Here is an 18,549-nt window from a genome sequence, read left to right as displayed (position 1 = left end):
TCCTTCGGCGGCGTGCGGATGTCGGAATCGATCGCTTGCCTCTTAAAGTTTCCAAGCTGTCACGAGATGTCCTTTCGCGAGTCCTTCCTTAAGCGGAGGAATCTCGATCAAGCAATCCGCGCCTACGATCGTCTTCATAAGACTGGATTTATCGTCGCCGGTCGGGGTTACCCATACCGTCCCGTCCTTCAATTCGGTTCTGGCGCGAATGTACCGACGATAGGCGTTTACTTTCGCGAAATCCTTACCGAGATGGGCTTTGAAGCTTTGGTTAGCCGTGAAAGGTTGTTGGCTGAGCATCTTCCTGAGCGCGGGGGCGACGAACAAATGAAAGCCGACGAAACAGGCTCCAGGGTTGCCGGACAGCGCAACGAGCAGCTTGCCTCTTAGGGTGGCGGCTGTCGTTGGGCTTCCTGGTCTCATGGCGATTTTGTTAAAGAGCAGTTCGACGCCGGGCGAAGCCAGAACGTCGACCATCACGTCGTAATCGCCGACCGACACGCCCCCGGAAGTAAGCAAAATATCGCAAGTGCCGATACTCTCGTCGATAATGGAGCGAGCCTTAACGGCGTCGTCCGGAACTTGTCCGAGTAAGACGGGTTCCGCTCCGCAGTCCTTGATTAACGCGGCCAGCATCGGGGCATTGCTGTTGCGGATTTTGGCGGGAGCAAGCGGCTCGTGAATCTCCAGAAGCTCGCTGCCGGTTGATAGGATCGCCACCCGAGGCCTACGGGTTACTCGGACTTCCGCATAGCCGCAAGCGGCAAGTAACGCCGATTCTCCGGCCCCGATACGCTGTCCGGCATGCAGTAAATGCGTTCCCTGCTCAATCTCGCAACCGATATCCGCTACGTTTATTCCTTTCGGTACGCTTCTGGAGATGGTTACGATGGAATGTTCTTCCCGTTCTGCCGTCGTCGTCATTTCCAGCATCACGACCGTATCCGAACCGTCCGGCAACATGCCGCCCGTCATAATCCGCGAAGCTTGTCCTGGACCGATCGCTCTCGTCGGCGCTACCCCGCTCGGGATCGACTCTATGATGTCAAGGCTGATCGGCATTTGGGGAGAAGCTTCTAGCAAATCTTGCGCGCGCACGGCGAAGCCGTCCATTCCGGATCGTCGAAACGGCGGAAAAGGATGAGGCGCGTTGATGTCTTGCGATAACGTTCTTCCCCATGCATCGGCAAGCGGGACCGCTTCGTCGGGCAAAGGCGATATATATTCGAAAAGGATTCTTTGCGCCTCTTCCGGTTGCAGTGCATGGCGCCTGAACCGGTCGGGCTGGTTATGATCTATAGGTTGCACGAGCAATTTCGCCCCTTTACTGTTGTTCCATCCGGAGAAGTCTTTTCTCCCGCTCGTAATGCTCGGGGGTATCGATATCGTCGGCAAAAGTAATTCGAATGCCCCGCTCCGCGAAAATATATTCGTTCAATGCCACCCATTCGATCTTATCCAGCAGCTCGGTCAGTCGTCTTTGGCCTTTGGCGAGCATGGCTTCCGCTTCGGAAGCCACCTCTTTGCGGTATACCGCGTGCAGAGGCTGCGGTCTGTCGAGGATGATCGGAATGGCGGCTTGGGATGCGGCGTTCATCCGTTCAAGCAGCCGTTCGGCCGCGTTTGCGTTCGGGTAGGGGTGATCGCAAGCTAGCACCCAGACGTAAGGGCGCGACGACGCGGATAGACCCGCGTGGATACCTGCGATAGGACCGTCGCCTGGATAGATGTCGGTAACGACGCGCGCCTCAGCCTCGATGCTTGCGGGCATCGAGATCGGTTCGTTGGCGACGATGATGATCTCGTCGGACCATTTCCTAGCCTCTCTGAGCTGCCGCTCCAGTAACGTCTCTCCGCCTAACGGAAGTAAAGCCTTATTGACGCCGCCCATGCGGCGTCCTTGGCCGCCGGCTAAGATAACGACGGATCGATCGGACGTCATGACGACGCCTCCCTTCAATAAATCCGCGACAGGTGATGAATGGGTCTATTTTATCCCGATGTAAGGCTCGGTGACAACTATGGGGACAAGTTTGACACGTTTCGGGATCGCAAATGTATGAGTTGTTCGATATTTTCGTGTAACTATCTGCTGGAGGTGCCTCTTGTGAGGGGGCTGTTCGATTTTTTCGAGTATCTACCTGTTGAGAGTGCCTTCTGTGAGGGAGTTGTTCGATTTTTTCGAGTAACTAACTGCTGAGAGTACCTATTGAGCGATAGTTGTTTGATTTTTTCGAGTAACTACCTTCGTGGAGTGACCCATGTGCGCGGGATGTTCAATCTTTTCTAGTAACTAACTGCTGTGAGCCTCTTTCGAGCGCCGATTAGTTCACCTTATCAAGTAACTCCCTGCTGTGAGCCCCTCTCGAGCGCCAATTAGTTCACCAAAGCAAGTAATTCCCTACTATGAGCCCCTCTCGAGCGCCAATTAGTTCACCAAAGCAAGTAATTCCCTACTATGAGCCCCTTTCGAGCACCAGTTAGTTCGTCACAACAAGTAACTCCCTGCTGTGAGCCCCTTTCGAGCGCCAGTTAGTTCGTCAAAGCAAGTAACTACCTGCTGTGAGCCCCTTTCGAGCACCAGTTAGTTCGCCAAAGCAAGTAACTCCCTGCTGTGAGCCACTTTCGAGCGCCAGTTAGTTCGCCAAAGCAAGTAACTCCCTGCTGGGAGCCACTTTCGAGCGCCAGTTAGTTCGCGCCAAAGCAAGTAACTCCCTGCTGTGAGCCACTTTCGAGCGCCAGTTAGTTCGCCAAAGCAAGTAACTCCCTGCTGGGAGCCCCTCTCGAGCGCTAGTTAGTTCGTCAAAGCAAGTAACTACCTGCTGTGAGCCCTTCTCGAGCGCCAGTTAGTTCGTCAAAGCAAGTAACTACCTGCTGTTAGCACCTTTCTAGACCCAGTTAATTCGCCAAAGCAAGTAACTCACTGCTGCGAGCCCTCTATTGCTACAGATGCTCTACGAAACAAAAAAACAACCCGAGACGAAAAAGCTCGCAGGTTGTTCCTTTTCACTAAATCAAAACCCTAGCAACGCCTGAGCCGCTTGCTTGCCTTGCGCGACGCAGTCGGGTAGGCCGACGCCGCCGAACGCTGCACCGGTCACAAATACGCCCGGAAGGCGTTCCGCGACGCCTTGGCGGAAAGCCGCGATCGCCTCCGGATGCCCTACCGGATATTGCGGCATCGAATGGCGAAGTCTCGTGATCTCGACGAAATCCGGAGTCGCGTTAAGTCCCATCAGCTCCGACAAGTCGTGCTGAACGGCAGCGGAAAGTACCGCGTCGTTTAACTCGACGCTTTTCTCGTCGCCGGCTCTACCGACATAGCACCGGATCAGGCGTTTGCCTTTAGGCGCGGTGTGCAGCCACTTCGAGGACGTCCACGTGCTTGCCGTAATGTGACGATGCTCCCTGCGCGGAACGAGAAAACCCGAACCGTCGAGCGCATGGTTAAACCGTACTTCGTCGTAAGCAAGTACGATGTTGGCGACAGAGACGTAGCGAATGTTCGTTAATGCGGACACGTCCGCGTGCGGCGCCAACAGTTCGGCTGCGGCATAGGCCGGCAACGTAAGGATGACATCGTCCGCTTCGAACGTAGTACCATCTGCGAGGCGCAGACGATATCGGCCTTGGTCATTCGCGGCCTCCCCGACTACCTCGAGCTCGTCTACCTGAGCCTCAGTAACAATGTTGCACCCGGCTTCCTGTAGAGCCGACTCCAACGCCTCGATAATCGTAGATAGACCGTTACGGAAAGTCATGAACACGGACGCGGGCAGCGGCTTACTATCGACAGCCCCGTCCTGGCCACCAGCTTTACCCTCTAAAGCAATGGTAGCTGCTTCCGCCGCAACCTTCGCGGCCGCCGCCCTTTGCGACTCCCGCGTTCCCGCGATCAAGCTGCCGTGCTCTTTGACCATCGTCCTGAACTGCGGGAACGTCGCCTTCAGCCCCAATCGGTACAGGTCGCCCGCATGAATGCCCGCCAGCAAAGGCTCGAAGATCCTCTCGACCATCTCGCGTCCCATTCGTCGCTCCAAGAACGCCCCAACTGTCTCATCCTCAGGCAAGTCTCCAGCCGGTAAATCGACTTCCTCGAACGCCCTCAGCTTCCCTTCCTCGCCGACAAGCTCCGTGCGCATGAACTTGTCCCGGTCCGTAGGAACGCCAAGCGTCATGCCTTCCGGCATCGGCAGCAACTTTCCGTCCAACGCGATATACGTCTTTTTCGCCGCCGGATTCGTTCCGACAAGCTCGCCTTCGAGTCCCAGTTCCCGGGCCAACTCGATCATCGGCAACTTGCGCGCCAAGAAGGAGTCCGGTCCGCGCTCGATAACGAAGCCGTCGCGCCGAAGCGTATTCACTCGGCCTCCAAGTCTTGCCGAACCTTCCAGAACCGTGACCTCTAGCTTCTCTCCGCGTGCCTCGGCAAGCTTAATTAAATAAAAAGCGGCGCTAAGGCCGGTAATTCCGCCGCCTAGCACCGCTATGCGGCGAACGTGTCGAATTCCCGTCATCCGCCGTTCCTCCCTCGTACCGCCTCGATCACCGTCTCCGCCAAAGCGGCCATATACTGAGGATCGTCGTTCAACATCCGGATGCGCTCCAAGCGAATCCCGCGTTCCTCGGCGAACTTCTTAGCTTCGATATCGATATCGTACAAAACCTCGAGGTGATCCGACACGAATCCGACCGGCGTTACGAGCACGGACTTCACGCCTTCGGCCGCCAGCTTCTCCAACGTCTCCAAAATGTCCGGTCCAAGCCATGGCTGCCCGGTCTGTCCCGCGCTCTGCCACGTGAATTGCCAGTTCTCCGCCCCCGCCGCTTGGGCGACTGCCGCGGAAGTCGCAAGCAGTTGATCGGCGTAAGGATCGTTCATCTCGAGCACTTTAGCCGGTAAGCTATGCGCGCTGAACAAGACCAAAGCGTCCGAACTTCCCGCTCCTCCGAGACGCTCCAAACCGTCCGTCACTCGTATCTTAAGCGCGTCGATCAACTCGGGATGCAGATGGTACTCTCGAACCGCCTTAAAGGCGATGCCGTGCTTCTCCGCTTCCTCTTGGGCGCGTTTCATGTAACCGCCGACGCTCATCGCCGAATACTGAGGCGTCAGTACGATGCCGACCGCTTCCTTGACGCCGTCCGCCGCCATCGCGGCTACGCCGTCCTCGATGTAAGGTGCCGCATGCTTGAGGCCTTGGTAACAGACGTAAGTGCCGGCTCCCGCAAGCTCGTCCAACGTCCGTTGCAAAGCCGCCACCTGGTTGTTCGTATTCTCTCGCAACGGGAATACTCCGCCGACGATAGAATGGTATCTGCTCGTCAAATCCTCCAACTGCTCGGCGGACGGCGGATTCCCTCTACGAATATGCGTGTAATAAGCTTCGATGCCTTCTAAGCTCTCCGGCGTCCCGTAGGACATAACCAATACGCCGATCGATTTTCCCGCTTGGCCGCTCATCGGCTCACCCCCGTCGCGATTTGTTTTTCGCTATACGTATGAACGAATTCCGTTAAATCCCTTAGCTTTTCCAGCGACGCTTCCGGGTACAATCCATGTCCCAAGTTAAAAATAAACCCGGGCTCATGCATACCTTCGTCCAGCAAACGGCGGGCGTGCTCATGAATGACTTCCGACGGAGCAGTCAACACGTACGGATCTAGATTGCCTTGAATCGCGAATTTGCCTCCCGTGCGCTGTCTGCCTTGGGACAACGGTACACGCCAATCGAGGCCGATAACGTTCGCGCGCAAGCCCGTCAGATGAGGCAAGAGCTCGCCTGAGCTCACTCCGGGGAAGTAAATTTTCGGAATATCCAGATCGGATAAGCTTTCGAAAATCTTCTCTACGTGCGGAAGCACGAAAGTCTGGAAGTCGAACGGGGATAACGATCCGACCCAGCTGTCGAACAGTTGCACCGCTTTGGCGCCGTTCCGAATATGCGCGCGCAAATAAGTCGCCGCCATGTCGGCGAGTTTGCCCATCAGACGATGCCAGATTTGCGGCTCGCTGTACATGAGCGTTTTTGTCCGGATGTACGACTTAGTAGGTCGGCCCTCGATAATATAGCTGGCAAGCGTGAACGGAGCGCCCGCGAAAGTGATCAACGGAACCTTAAGCTCGCGATCCAGAATGCGGATCGTCTCCAGCACGTGGGAGAGATCTTTCTCTACATCGATCGGCGTCAAGCGGTCGACGTCCGCCGCGGAACGGACCGGATTGTGGATGACGGGCCCGATATCCTTCACGATATCGAAATCGATCCCGATCGACGCGACCGGATTCATGATGTCGGAATACAGAATCGCCGCATCGACGCCAAGCTTATGAACGGGCATCATTGTGACTTCGGCCGCCAACTCGGGTTGCTTGCAAATCTCGAGCAGCGAATACTTTTCTTTGATTTTGCGGTAATCGGGATCGTAACGCCCGGCTTGACGCATGTACCATACCGGTATGCGCTCGACAGCCTCTTGCCTGCATGCCCGAAGGAACAAATCGTTTTCTATCATGATCATTGCCTCTTTTATGTAAAGGATTGGTTTTGCTTTTCTTTTCATTATGCCCCTTTTGCCGCGCTCGAACAACCTCGGAGCCCGCCCGGAGTATGACAATACTTTGACAATGCTACCTTTAGCCGAACAACAGGTCTATGATAGGAAGCGACAATGTACATACTACGACAAAGAAAGGAGCTATTATGCAACGTTGGAAAATCAACCTTGCCGTCCTAATGGGCGGCAATTTCTTGGTCATGGCGGGAATGACGATGATCATGCCGTTCTTATCGCTATATCTGAAAAAGGATCTCGGCCTCACCGATGATCACGAGGTCGGACTGTGGGCGGGTTTTATTTTCGCGGCGAATTTCATTACCTCGTTCATTTTCCAACCCCTTTGGGGTAAGCTTTCGGACAAATACGGACGTAAAATGATGCTGCTGCGCTCCGGGTTCGGCATGGCGATCGTAATCGTGCTCATGGGATTCGCGACAGAGCCATGGCATCTATTGGCGTTGCGGATGCTTAACGGGGTTATCTCGGGCTTCTCGCCCGCAGCCGTCGCCCTCGTCTCCGCGACGACTCCCAAAAACCGGATCGGCTTCGCGATGGGAACTTTGCAATCCGGCGGTACGGCCGGAGCCATACTTGGTCCCTTTATCGGAGGATTGCTGGCCGACAGCTTCGGATTTAGGCCGATTTTCTACATTACGGGGAGTTTTCTTTTCTTAGCTTCGGTCGTATCTTGGCTACTCGTTCAAGAGAGCTTCGACCGCAACGCCGCAGCTCTTAAAGCGCAAACAAGCGTTATCAAAGGCTTAAAGGAATTGCTCGTCATTCGCCAGCTTCCGGTTCTGTTAACGGTCACTTTCCTGATTCAATTCGCGATGCTCAGTCCGATGCCGCTAATTCCCTTGTACGTCGAGAAGCTGCACGGCACGACGGAAAATCTCGCCTTCTACGCCGGTTTCGTCGGTTCGGTGACCGGCATCTCGAATTTGATCTGCGCTCCGCTGCTAGGCAGGCTTAGCGACCGAATTGGAGCTTCTCGCATCCTGATTATTTCGCTGGCCGGCGCGGGAGTCATGCTCATTCCGCAAGCCTTCGTCGGTACCGTCGGACACTTGCTTATTTTCCGGTTCCTGCTCGGCTGCTTCATGGGCGGACTGATTCCGACCGTGAACTCGCTCATCCGCAAACATACGCCGGACGACATGGTCAGCCGCTCGTTCGGTTTCAATAGCAGCGCTCTCGCTCTCGGGAACATGTTAGGACCGGTCGTTGGCGGCGCTCTGTCCGGCTTCATCGGCATAGAAGGCTTGTTCGTCCTTTCGGGCGTCTTGCTCTTCCTGACGTGTATTTGGGCGAGCCGAGCCATTCGGTACAGGAAGCAAACGCAGGTAAAGGCTTGATTCGGCTACGATCCAATCAAAAAAGCAGGGAGCGAATCCGGTCGCGATAACGAGGCCGTTTCATTCCCTGCTTTTCTCTTCCGTCGTCTATTCGAACTTCACGAGGTAGTAGTTTTTCTTGCCGCGTCGTAACACGACATACTTGCCATGCAACCGGTGTTCGGCAGTGAGTACGAAATCGGTTGCCGTCTCGCGCTGACCGTTGATGTACACCGCTCCGCTCTCGATGTCCTGCCGCGCTTGGCGCCTGGAAGGAGCCGCTTGAACGGTAATCAGCAATTCCAGGAGCGGACTTTCCTCTTCGCCCGTCACGACCGTCGTAGGCATGTCTCCCAGCGCCTCTACGAGCTCGTCTTCGCTCAGCTGAGTCACGTCGCCGGAGAACAACGCTTGCGTGATTTTCTCCGCGCTGACGACGGCTTCGTCGCCATGCACGAGACGCGTCACTTCGCGGGCCAACTCGCGCTGAGCAGCTCGTTTCTCCGGACGTTCGCTAAGCTCCTGCTCCAGCTCGGAGATTTGCTCGCGGCTCAGGAACGTGAAGTATTTCAGGAACTTGATCACGTCGTTGTCGTCGGTGTTGATCCAGAACTGGTAGAACGCGTATACCGACGTTTTGCTGCGATCGAGCCAGACGGCGCCGGATTCGGACTTGCCGAACTTCTTGCCGTCGCTCTTCGTAACTAGCGGAACCGTCAGTCCGAACGCGTCTCCTCCGCCCATTTTGCCGATTAGGTCGAGTCCCGCCGTAATGTTGCCCCACTGGTCGCTGCCGCCGATCTGAAGCGAGCATCCGTGATCCGCGTGCAGCCTGTAGAAGTCGTACGATTGCAGGATCATGTAGCTGAACTCGGTGAAGGAGATGCCGTTCGCGAGTCGAGAATCGACGGAATCTTTCGCCAGCATGTAATTTACGGTAAAGTTTTTGCCGATGTCGCGCAGGAACGTAATGATGTCCATCGGTCCCAGCCACTCGTAGTTGCTGACGAGCTTCGCTCCGCTCTCGTCGCTAAAATCCAGGAACCGCGACAATTGTCCTTTCAATGCGTTCGTCCAAGCCGCGACGGTGTCGTCCGAATTCAAGGAACGCTCGGTCGTACGGCCGCTCGGATCTCCGATCAGACCGGTACCGCCTCCTACGAGCGCGATCGGACGGTGTCCGGCGCGTTGAAAATGCCGAAGAATCAACACCGGAAGCAAGTGTCCGATATGCAGGCTGTCAGCCGTAGGATCGAACCCGCAGTAAAGCTTTACCTGCTCCGTGGCCAGCTTCTCTTGCAATTGCTCGCGATGCGTCACCTGCTGAAGCAATCCCCTGTATTCCAGTTCTTCCAACAGATCGAAAGCATTGTCCGTCTTCGTTCCGTTCATCATGCGAACCTCTCCTTTTCGTCTTAACCTCGATATTTACGCAAAAAAGACCCGTCCTGTCATCGACAGGGACGAGTCATCGCGGTACCACCCTAATTGAAAATGCGGTTCGTAAACGCGCACTTTCCACTCAAACCGAATAACGGACGGAATCCGTCTTCCCCTTCCGCGAATCGCGGTTTCGGGCGAAGAAGCTCCGGGACGTAATTCACGTTCGTTCGCGTACCGGCTTGCATCGACCGCCGGCTTTCTGGAACGCGGGTTCCGAACGCTACTGATTCCCTTCATCGCAATGGTTACAGTATTCGTTTGAATCACTTTATTATATCCTCGCGGCATTTGTCAAATGCTTTTGTTTTCCTGACGGTTCTTCGCGTTTCGGGCTTGCACGCGTCCCCTTATATGAGCTATACTACAACAAATTAAATGATCGACATCATGCCATTGAAGAGCATCCAACTCGGAGGCGTTCTCGTCAAGCTGGGCCGCGGCTAGCCGCGCTCTCCCTAAGTTAACCGTTGCCGCACGTTACCGCGGAACTAAAGAGGATCGGACGGCTTCGTCTGTTCGGTCAATTTGGGTGGCACCGCGAGTATTGAAACGCTCCTCGTCCCATGAAGACGAGGGCGTTTTTTGCGTTTTTATTCGGAAAAAGGAGCGTGTCGGCATGTTGGACATCAAGTGGATCAGGCAGAATGGAGAGCGGGTTCAGACGGTCGCGGACCAAAAAGGGATCGAGCTATCCGTCAAGGAATTGCTCGATTGTGACGAATCGCGGCGCAAGCTGTTGAACGAGGCGGAACAACATCGGGAGTCGCGCAACAAAACCTCGCAGCAGATCGGACGGCTCGTTAGCCGCGGAGACTTCATGCGCGTCGCGGCGTTGAAAGCGGAAGTCGCTCAAGTGAATGTAGAGTTAGCGATGATCGAAAAAGAATTGACGGCGGCGGAGGAGCGATATGCAAGCTTGATGCAACTTGTGCCGAACGATGTGTCGCCGGATACGCCGATCGGGCGTTCCGACGAAGATAACGTGGAAATCAGGCGCGTCGGAGTTCCTATTGCAGCCGACTTTGAGATGCTTGATCATATCGCCTTGGGGAATATGCACGGCATGATCGATATTCCGCGGGGTGTCAAAACGGCGGGAACGCGCAATTATTACTTATCGGGCGACGGGGTTTTGCTTCATCGCGCGGTACAGCAGCTTGCGCTCGACCTGTTGTTGGCCAGCGGATTCACGCTTCTGGACGTACCTTTAATGGTTCGTCCGGATGCAATGCGTCATACGGGCTTCTTTCCGCTTGGCGAGGATCAGATTTATAAGGTCGCCGAAGAGAACAAAGTCATGATCGGCACGTCGGAGGTACCGCTTGTCGCATACTATTCGAACGAAGTTGTCGATGTTACGGATCCCTTGCGCTTAGCGGCCGCATCGGTCTGCTTCCGCAGCGAGGTCGGGTCGACCGGCAAAGACGTGCAAGGATTGTACCGCGTGCATCAGTTCGCCAAAGTGGAACAAGTCATCGTCTGCGAAGCGGACGCGGAGCTGTCGGACCGGCTACTCGGCGAAATTACCGGGAACGCCGAAGAGCTGCTTCGTCTGTTGGAACTGCCTTATCGCGTCATGGCCGTCTGTACGGGCGACATGTCGCAGAAAACGTATAAACAATACGACATCGAGACATGGATGCCGAGCCGACAAGCTTACGGGGAAACCCACTCGTCGTCGAATTTGCACGACTTTCAAGCGCGGCGGGCGAACATCCGTTATCGCGATACCGAAGGCAACTTGCGTTACTGCCACACGCTCAATAATACGGCCGTCGCCAGTCCCCGCATCCTCATTCCATTGCTCGAGAACCACCAAGCCGCCGATGGAAGCATTTACGTACCTGTCGCGCTTAGACCCTACCTAGGCGGCCGGGAACGGCTATATCCGAAGGCGGAGCAGGAGTGAAGCTTTTGTCGGTTATCTGAATTGGAAAAACTCCAACTATTCCAGGCTAATTACGAGATGATAGGTAATTAGTTGTAAAAACTACGACTATTTGAGAGCAATTGGCCGGAGAATGGTCATTCGGGAGAAAATAAGTGGAGTTTTTCCATTCATTACTCGAAAAAGGGGCTCTCAAACAAATTAGTTGGAGTTTTTCCACTTAATCCCGCTTTCGACGACCTAAGGAGTTCCTGAATTGCTGAGTTGCTGAGTTGCTAGGTTGGCGAGGTGCTGGGGTGCTGGGTTACTGGGCTGCTCAATTAATCCGAAACAGAGTTACTCAATATCCCGATTGGCTTATCTCACACCATTGATTTCCGAGGAAATACTGTCTGCATTACGAAGAAGCCCCCAAGTCTGCGAGAGACTTGGGGGCTTCTTTAACTAATCGATTATTAGAGCAAGTGGCAAGCCGCGTAGTGGCCTGGCTCGACTTCTTTGAACGGTGGCATAGTAGCCGCGCACTGATCCATCGCATGAGGGCAGCGCGTACGGAACGGGCAACCGCTCGGCGGGTTCAACGGGCTCGGGATTTCGCCTTGCGGAATAATCCGTTTGCGCTGCTTCTGAACGTCCGGATCCGGAACCGGAATCGCGGATAACAGAGTTTGCGTGTACGGATGCAAAGGCTTCGCGTTCAGCTTGTCGGAAGTCGCGACCTCGACGAGCTTACCCAAGTACATAACGCCGATACGATCGGAAATATGCTTCACCATCGCCAAGTCATGCGCGATGAACAAATAGGTCAAACCGCGATCCTTCTGCAGCTTCTTGAACAAGTTCACGACCTGCGCTTGAACGGAAACGTCGAGCGCGGAGATCGGCTCGTCCGCAATGATGAATTGCGGCTCGATCGCCAGCGCGCGTGCGATTCCGATCCGTTGGCGTTGGCCGCCGGAAAATTCATGCGGGAACCGGCTTGCATGCTCTTCGTTCAATCCAACGTCTCTAAGCAGTTGGCTGATGCGTTCTTTCTTTTCCTTGCCGCTATACAAACCGTGAATCTCCATGCCCTCGCCGATGATCTTGCCGACGGTCATACGGGGATTCAAGGAAGCGTACGGATCTTGGAATACCATTTGCATATCCCGGTTGAACTTTTTGCGCTTCTCGCCGGACATCTTCTGCACGTCTTCGCCGTTAAACAGAATTTGACCGCCGCTCGCTTCATATAGACGAATGATCGTACGGCCGGTCGTCGATTTACCGCAACCGGATTCGCCGACTAGTCCGAACGTTTCGCCCCGCTTGATCGCGAAGTTTAAACCGTCTACCGCTTTAAGCACGCGGTTATTGCTGAGGTTAAAATGCTTCTGCAGGTTCCTGACCTCAAGAATATTATCTTCAGCCATGAGCTCCCCTCCCAATTCCGACCGGCATCTCGACTTCAGGCGCTTCCGGATGGTTCAACCAGCAAGCCGCGCTATGTCCGTCGTTCACGTGGAAATGCTCCGGGTCGATCTCTTTGCATACTTTCATCGCATAAGGGCAACGCGCGGCGAACGCGCATCCGACAGGCGGCGCGTACAGATCCGGCGGCGTGCCGGGAATCGAATCCAATTCGGCGTTTTTATCGCTATCGAGCCGCGGAACGGAACGAAGCAATCCCCAAGTGTACGGATGTCTCGGGTTATAGAAAATATCTTCCAGCGTACCTCTCTCGACGACTTTGCCCGCGTACATGACGATGACCTTATGAGCCATCTCGGCTACGACGCCCAAATCGTGAGTGATCAGGATGATCGACGTTTCCGTCTTCTCTTGAATATCGCGAAGAAGATCGATAATCTGCGCTTGGATCGTCACGTCGAGCGCGGTCGTCGGCTCATCGGCGATCAGAAGCTTCGGATTGCAAGCGAGCGATAATGCGATCATAACCCGCTGTCTCATACCCCCTGAAAGCTCATGAGGGTATTGATGAAGGCGTTCGTCGGCATTCGACATTCCGACAAGAGTCAAAAGCTCGGACGCGCGTTTCATTGCCTCGGATTTCGACTTTTTCTGATGCTTCAAGATGCCTTCGGAAATTTGCGCACCGACGGTCATCGTCGGATTCAGTGAAGTCATCGGATCTTGGAAAATCATGCCCATTTCATTGCCGCGAATGTTCTGCATTTGCGATTCGGACATTTTGGAAATTTCGTGTTTTCCGTCGAAAAGGATCGAGGACCCTTCTTTAATATAGCTAGGCGGAGAGGGGATCAAACGCATGATCGTCTGCGCGGTTACCGATTTACCGCAACCGGATTCGCCGACGATCGCCAGGACTTCTCCTTTATCTAACGTGAAGGAGACGCCGCGGACCGCTTGAACTTCACCGGCATACATCTTGAATGATACGCGCAAATTGTTGACTTCAAGTATGGGTTTACCCATTCGGCACTCCTCCTTATTTTCTCATTTTCGGATCGAGCGCGTCGCGCAATCCATCACCAAGTATGTTAAAGCTAAGCAAGATCATGCTGAACACGATCGTCGGGTAAATGATCCGGTGCGGCTGGTAACGCATGTAATGCGCGCCGTCGTTGATCAGATTTCCGAGAGACGCCATCGGCGGACGAATGCCGACCCCGATGAAGCTCAGGAACGATTCGAAGAAAATGGCCAGTGGAACGATAAACGTAATTTGCACGACAATAAGACCGATTACGTTGGGGATCAAATGCTGAAGAATGATCCGCGACGGCTTCGCGCCCAGCGTTCTTGCCGCTAATACGAATTCCTGTTCCTTGAGGAGCAGGATTTGTCCCCGAACCAACCGGGCCGTGCCTACCCAACCCGTGATCGCATAAGCGATAATAATCGACTTGATGCCGGGTCCCATGAACACGATCAGGATGATCGCCAAAAGCAAAAGCGGAATGGAGTAAATAATCTCGATAACCCTCTGCATCACGTTATCCACTTTGCCGCCGAAGTAAGCCGAGATTCCGCCGTACAATACGCCGATAACCAAATCCAGCGTCGCTGCGACCAATCCGATGAACAACGAGATTCTCGTCCCCCACCATACGCGGGTCCACAAATCGCGTCCGAAATCGTCCGTACCGAAGAAATGCGTCCAGGAAGGCTTAAGATCGGTATCCATCAAATATTGAGTTTCATAATCGAACTTGCTGAAAAGCGGTGCGAAGATCGCCAGAAGCGTCATGATGACGAGAACGATCAAGCCGGTCATTGCCATTTTATTAGATCTCAAACGCCTCCAAGCATCCTGCCAATACGTAAGGGAAGGACGCACGATGGAGTTTGCGTTTGTCGTTTTCTCGGCTGGTTGAAACTGATCCTTAGAAATCATATCCATTGTTTATCTCCTCCCCGACATGCGAATACGTGGATCGACAAGGCCGTAGACGATATCGGTCAGGAACATCACGACGATAAGAATTGCCGCGTAGAAAATCGTCAGTCCCGTAATCATCGTATAATCCAAAGTCGTAATGGAGCTTACGAATTGATAACCTAACCCAGGAATTACGAATACACTTTCAACAACGAGCGTTCCCGTGATGACGTTGACCGCGATCGGTCCGAGAATCGTCACGATCGGAAGAATGGCATTCCGAAGCATGTGGCTAACAACGATTTTGCCGGTGGCAAGACCTTTGGACTTCGCCGTCTTGATATAGTCCAAGCTGGCGACTTCGAGCATGGAAGCCCTCATCATCCGCGCCAAGATCGCAATCGTTCCGAATGCGAGAGCAATGGCGGGCAAAATGCGATTTTCCGGGCCTTCCCATAATCCGGGAGGCAGAATTCCCCACTTGTTCCCCACGTACAAGGATAGCAACGGGGCGACTACGAAGGACGGAATCGAAATTCCGATCAAAGCGATGAACATGGAGGAATAATCCTGCCATTTGTTATGACGAAGCGCCGCAATGATACCGAGCGTGAGACCGACGATCACCGAGAGCGCAAGGGATTCGATACCTAGCTCAAGCGATGCCGGGAAAGATTGTTTGATGACCTCTACGACCGTACGGGTCGGGAATTGATAAGAAACGCCCAGATCCCCTTTAACGACGTTACCCAAATACTTGAGATATTGCTGCCATTCTGGCTTGTCGAGACCATACTGCGCCTTCAATATCGCCAGATTCTCGGGAGGCATCTTCGCAGCCGCTTCACCAAAAGGATTTCCGGGCAGCAATTTCATGAGAAAAAAAGTGGCCGTAATAATGACCCAAAGCGTTATTACCATATACACGAAACGGCGCAGCACGTATTTCAGCACGATGAATCCTCCTTTCAAGGGATGAATAATTTTCCTATGCCCTACAATCAACATGAAAGAAGCCGTTCTGATAACGGCCTCTTCCATGGATTGTTGCTTGTACTGAAGTTCGGACGCGATCGGTTCCGATGAATCGGATTACTTAACCGAAGTCCATTTCAGTTCGAAGTCCGGACCGTAAGGAGGCAAGATCAAACCATCCACTTTGTCCTTGATCAGGAACGGAGAAGAACGGAAGTACAATGGGAATACCGCTGCTTCGTCCATCAGGATTTTCTCGGCTTCTTTCAACTGTTCGGCGCGAGCCGCGTTGTCGAGGTTTTTCTCAGCCGCTTTGACCAACTCGTTGTACTTGTCGTTTTTCCAGTCTTGCGTGTTGAACGGACCGCCCGTCAGGTACATATCGAGCCAAGTCATCGGATCGTTGTAATCAGCGCCCCACAATGTGGATACGATGGAGTAGTTTTTGCTAAGTTCTTTTTCCAGACGAGTTGCATGTGGCAATGGCTCAGTAGCAACATCGACGCCCAGGTTCGTTTTCCATTGGGAAACGAGGAACTCGAGCAATTTCTTGCCTGTTTCGGTGTCATCGCCCATTACAGTCAATTTAGGCAGGGAAGCGATACCGACTTCTTTCAAGCCTTCTGCAAGCAAAGTTTTCGCTTGAGCCGCGTCGAACGCGACTTCCGTGTCGCCAGCGGATTTACGGAACTCTTGTCCGTTACCGTCGCTGTTTCCGTTCGGCACGTAACCCGTTGCAGGTACGGAACCGTTTTTCAGAACGACGTTTACGAGACCTTCGCGGTCGATAGCCATGCTCATCGCTTTACGGACTTTCACGTTAGCGAACGCAGGAACTTTCGTTTGTTGGAAGTTCAGGTAGCCCGTAACGAGCTCGCTCTTGCGGTGCAATTCGGATTTGCCTTCGTAAGCTTTCATTTGGTCGCCTTTGATATCGGCATAGTCGGTTTTGTTCGACTCGTACAGGTTAAGACCCGTGCCCGTATCTTTAACGATGTTCAAAGTGACTTTATCCAGCTTCACGTTCGCAGCATCCCAGTATTCCGGGTTTTTCACTAGAACGAGTTGTTGCTCGTGGTTCCAGCTTTTCAGAACGAATGGACCAGCGCCGAGTACTTTGTCGGCATCAGCGCCGCTCTTGTCGCCTTGAGCGGAAACGAATTTCTCGTTTTGCGGGTAGTAGTTCAGGAACGCGAGCTGAGCCGTGAAGTAAGCGCGCGGTTGATCTAGCGTGATTTCAAGCGTCGTGTCGTCGATTGCTTTAACGCCGAGCTCGTCTTGCGCTTTCTTCAGTTCATCAGGCGTTTTAGCGTCTTGAACCGCTTGACCGCCTTTAAGCCATGTCAAGATGAAAGCATAAGAAGCTTTCGTTGCAGGGTCAAGCGTTCTTTGGTAAGAGTAAACGAAGTCTTTGGCTGTCAACGGCTCGCCGTTCGCCCATTTAAGACCATCGCGCAATTTAATTGTATAAGTCAAACCATCATCAGAAATCTTAGGCAATTCGGCAGCAAGCGCCGGTTCTGGATTCATATCCTTGTCCAAACGGTACAAACCTTCGCTGATCGCTCCCAAGATCGTGAACGATGCGGCGGATTCCGCGATCGATACGTCGAGCGCCGGAGGATCTGCACGGTAGTTCATGACCAATTCTTGCTTGCTTCCCGTACCCGAGCCAGTCGTAGCCGAAGCGGAACCGGATGGAGATGGTGAAGAATTGTTGCTGTTGTTGTTGCCGCAAGCCGCAAGAAGCGTGCCCGCAAGCGTGACTGCCATCGCAGTCGAGAAAATCTTCTTGAATTTCATTGTGTTGCCTCCCCGTTTTTTTACTGGCTATCATTTCTGCTCTGCATAGTTCCTATGCATTTTCATTTCTTACCGGACATTGCCAATCCATACAATCCCGGTAATTGGCTCCGACAAAATTCTACGCGTAAACGGTTGCTCGTTTAACACTGCTCGAACATTTCCCGGAACATTAGAAATACTACTATAAATTGTTCGGATTCTGCAATGAGAGTTTATGGCAACGTAATAGAATATTACTACTCATGTCACATATACTAACACTAAAATGACAGAAAACGCTTACTTTATTGAGTATTAATCAACCCTCACGCATAAACATTCATTCATTATGATAGAAATGCAAATAATGTAATCGCAAATCTGAAATTTTGTTCATTTTATTACCAGTATACGGAATTTTTATTGAACTAATGGATTAAATTTTAGCAGAATACTAACTAAATTTTATAAAAGTCAATGAATGCGCTATACATTAGCAAAAAAAGGCATTCGAACCAGTCGGGTTTCCGGCCGAATGCGCGATTTTTAACTGTTTTTTATGACCGAGGACTTGATTTGCGCCAATGCCAGACCATCATAGGTCGGCAGATGCACGCCGAATAATCTCGAATCTTGGGCAATTAGCCGGTTGAAATGTCGAATCGCCTGAACGGAAGGCCCTTGTTTGAAATGGTCTAACGTCCTTCCCCTTAATAACGTATTATCCGCGGCGATAATCGCTCCTTCGTTCCCAAGCCTGATGCAAGCTTCCAAATAGTTGGGGTAATTCTCTTTATCCGCATCAATGAAGAAAAAATCGAATCGAGCCCCTTCGTCGAGAAGTCGCTCAAGGCTCGCGGATGCGTCCCCGACGAGGTACTCGACTTTGTTACCTAATCCGGCGGCAACCAGGTTTTCCTTGGCCATATCCGCGTAAGGTTGCTTCAACTCCAAGGATAGAAGTTTACCGTCCTCCGGTAATCCTCTTGCCAGGCATATGCCACTATATCCGCCCAACGCTCCGATTTCCAGCGCGGATCGCGCTTTCGACGTCGAAACCAATAAGGTCAGCAGACGTCCGTAGCCGGGAGCGACCGATATTTCCGGCATTCCCGCTTCGCGAATCCGATCCTGCACGCGTTCCAAATCAAGGTCCGCTTCATATAAAGAGTCGAAATATTGATCAGCCGTATCTCCCATCCGAAACTTACCTCCAATCG

At 53.1% G+C, this 18,549-nt stretch carries 14 protein-coding genes and 1 other annotated feature; of the genes, 2 read left to right on the top strand and 12 right to left on the bottom strand.

Features of this window, described 5'->3' with window-relative positions:
- Positions 1 to 42 precede the first annotated feature (42 nt).
- The 5 genes from D7Z26_RS07745 to hemE form a co-directional block, all read right to left on the bottom strand.
- The gene (locus tag D7Z26_RS07745; protein ID WP_233566708.1) at positions 43 to 1,308 is read right to left on the bottom strand and encodes a molybdopterin molybdotransferase MoeA; all 1,266 of its coding nucleotides are present in this window, start codon (positions 1,306 to 1,308) and stop codon (positions 43 to 45) included.
- A 16-nt stretch (positions 1,309 to 1,324) separates the two neighbouring features.
- Positions 1,325 to 1,942: a molybdenum cofactor guanylyltransferase gene (gene mobA, locus D7Z26_RS07740; protein ID WP_120975547.1), complete on the bottom strand. Its 618-nt coding sequence runs from the start codon at positions 1,940 to 1,942 to the stop codon at positions 1,325 to 1,327.
- Between the two features lie 1,072 nt (positions 1,943 to 3,014).
- Positions 3,015 to 4,517 (bottom strand): protoporphyrinogen oxidase, encoded by a 1,503-nt coding sequence (gene hemG / locus D7Z26_RS07735; protein WP_120975545.1) that lies wholly within the window; start codon positions 4,515 to 4,517, stop codon positions 3,015 to 3,017.
- Positions 4,514 to 5,464 (bottom strand): ferrochelatase, encoded by a 951-nt coding sequence (gene hemH / locus D7Z26_RS07730; protein ID WP_120975543.1) that lies wholly within the window; start codon positions 5,462 to 5,464, stop codon positions 4,514 to 4,516. The genes hemG and hemH overlap by 4 nt, the downstream gene beginning before the upstream one ends.
- Entirely contained in the window at positions 5,461 to 6,516 is a 1,056-nt protein-coding gene (gene hemE / locus D7Z26_RS07725; RefSeq protein ID WP_120975542.1) for a uroporphyrinogen decarboxylase, read from the bottom strand. The genes hemH and hemE overlap by 4 nt, the downstream gene beginning before the upstream one ends.
- Positions 6,517 to 6,704: 188 nt before the next feature.
- On the opposite strand from hemE, the gene D7Z26_RS07720 reads away from it, so the two are divergent.
- Positions 6,705 to 7,916: an MFS transporter gene (locus tag D7Z26_RS07720; RefSeq protein WP_120975540.1), complete on the top strand. Its 1,212-nt coding sequence runs from the start codon at positions 6,705 to 6,707 to the stop codon at positions 7,914 to 7,916.
- 87 nt (positions 7,917 to 8,003) lie between these two features.
- Here the strand turns inward: D7Z26_RS07720 and tyrS are convergent, their stop codons facing one another.
- Positions 8,004 to 9,290, bottom strand: coding sequence for a tyrosine--tRNA ligase (gene tyrS, locus D7Z26_RS07715; RefSeq protein WP_120975538.1), 1,287 nt, complete (start codon positions 9,288 to 9,290; stop codon positions 8,004 to 8,006).
- Between the two features lie 61 nt (positions 9,291 to 9,351).
- Positions 9,352 to 9,584: a binding site (T-box leader), on the bottom strand.
- A 370-nt stretch (positions 9,585 to 9,954) separates the two neighbouring features.
- Here tyrS and serS point away from each other — a divergent pair.
- Positions 9,955 to 11,247, top strand: coding sequence for a serine--tRNA ligase (gene serS, locus D7Z26_RS07710; protein WP_120975537.1), 1,293 nt, complete (start codon positions 9,955 to 9,957; stop codon positions 11,245 to 11,247).
- A 434-nt stretch (positions 11,248 to 11,681) separates the two neighbouring features.
- On the opposite strand, the gene D7Z26_RS07705 is transcribed toward serS, so the two are convergent.
- The 6 genes from D7Z26_RS07705 to D7Z26_RS07680 all read right to left on the bottom strand — a co-directional run bounded on the left by D7Z26_RS07705 (position 11,682) and on the right by D7Z26_RS07680 (position 18,529).
- The gene (locus D7Z26_RS07705; protein WP_120975535.1) at positions 11,682 to 12,638 is read right to left on the bottom strand and encodes an ABC transporter ATP-binding protein; all 957 of its coding nucleotides are present in this window, start codon (positions 12,636 to 12,638) and stop codon (positions 11,682 to 11,684) included.
- Positions 12,631 to 13,662 carry an ABC transporter ATP-binding protein gene (locus D7Z26_RS07700; RefSeq protein ID WP_120975533.1) on the bottom strand — a complete coding sequence of 344 codons (1,032 nt, stop codon included), beginning with the start codon at positions 13,660 to 13,662 and terminating at the stop codon, positions 12,631 to 12,633. Before D7Z26_RS07700 ends, D7Z26_RS07705 begins: the two co-directional genes overlap by 8 nt.
- A 13-nt stretch (positions 13,663 to 13,675) precedes the next feature.
- Positions 13,676 to 14,590 (bottom strand): ABC transporter permease, encoded by a 915-nt coding sequence (locus D7Z26_RS07695; RefSeq protein WP_120975531.1) that lies wholly within the window; start codon positions 14,588 to 14,590, stop codon positions 13,676 to 13,678.
- A 3-nt stretch (positions 14,591 to 14,593) separates the two neighbouring features.
- Positions 14,594 to 15,523 (bottom strand): ABC transporter permease, encoded by a 930-nt coding sequence (locus D7Z26_RS07690; RefSeq protein WP_120976502.1) that lies wholly within the window; start codon positions 15,521 to 15,523, stop codon positions 14,594 to 14,596.
- A 138-nt stretch (positions 15,524 to 15,661) separates the two neighbouring features.
- Positions 15,662 to 17,347, bottom strand: a complete 1,686-nt coding sequence (locus D7Z26_RS07685) for a peptide ABC transporter substrate-binding protein (RefSeq protein ID WP_120975529.1) — start codon at positions 17,345 to 17,347, stop codon at positions 15,662 to 15,664.
- Positions 17,348 to 17,875: 528 nt separating this feature from the next.
- The gene (locus D7Z26_RS07680; protein ID WP_120975527.1) at positions 17,876 to 18,529 is read right to left on the bottom strand and encodes an O-methyltransferase; all 654 of its coding nucleotides are present in this window, start codon (positions 18,527 to 18,529) and stop codon (positions 17,876 to 17,878) included.
- Between the last annotated feature and the right edge of the window lie 20 nt (positions 18,530 to 18,549).

It is taken from the genome of Cohnella endophytica, from assembly GCF_003628305.1.
Taxonomy (GTDB): domain Bacteria; phylum Bacillota; class Bacilli; order Paenibacillales; family Paenibacillaceae; genus Cohnella; species Cohnella endophytica.
The sequence above is the reverse complement of the archived record's forward strand: the minus strand, read 5'-3'. Positions and strand labels throughout refer to the sequence as shown.

What these genes read in the sequence shown, in the direction of transcription:
- mobA (WP_120975547.1), bottom strand. Translation starts at nt 1,942, where the DNA reads ATGACGTCCGATCGATCCGTCGTTATCTTAGCCGGCGGCCAAGGACGC.
- hemG (WP_120975545.1), bottom strand. Translation starts at nt 4,517, where the DNA reads ATGACGGGAATTCGACACGTTCGCCGCATAGCGGTGCTAGGCGGCGGA.
- hemH (WP_120975543.1), bottom strand. Translation starts at nt 5,464, where the DNA reads ATGAGCGGCCAAGCGGGAAAATCGATCGGCGTATTGGTTATGTCCTAC.
- hemE (WP_120975542.1), bottom strand. Translation starts at nt 6,516, where the DNA reads ATGATAGAAAACGATTTGTTCCTTCGGGCATGCAGGCAAGAGGCTGTC.
- D7Z26_RS07720 (WP_120975540.1), top strand. Translation starts at nt 6,705, where the DNA reads ATGCAACGTTGGAAAATCAACCTTGCCGTCCTAATGGGCGGCAATTTC.
- tyrS (WP_120975538.1), bottom strand. Translation starts at nt 9,290, where the DNA reads ATGATGAACGGAACGAAGACGGACAATGCTTTCGATCTGTTGGAAGAA.
- serS (WP_120975537.1), top strand. Translation starts at nt 9,955, where the DNA reads ATGTTGGACATCAAGTGGATCAGGCAGAATGGAGAGCGGGTTCAGACG.
- D7Z26_RS07705 (WP_120975535.1), bottom strand. Translation starts at nt 12,638, where the DNA reads ATGGCTGAAGATAATATTCTTGAGGTCAGGAACCTGCAGAAGCATTTT.
- D7Z26_RS07700 (WP_120975533.1), bottom strand. Translation starts at nt 13,662, where the DNA reads ATGGGTAAACCCATACTTGAAGTCAACAATTTGCGCGTATCATTCAAG.
- D7Z26_RS07695 (WP_120975531.1), bottom strand. Translation starts at nt 14,590, where the DNA reads ATGGATATGATTTCTAAGGATCAGTTTCAACCAGCCGAGAAAACGACA.
- D7Z26_RS07685 (WP_120975529.1), bottom strand. Translation starts at nt 17,347, where the DNA reads ATGAAATTCAAGAAGATTTTCTCGACTGCGATGGCAGTCACGCTTGCG.
- D7Z26_RS07680 (WP_120975527.1), bottom strand. Translation starts at nt 18,529, where the DNA reads ATGGGAGATACGGCTGATCAATATTTCGACTCTTTATATGAAGCGGAC.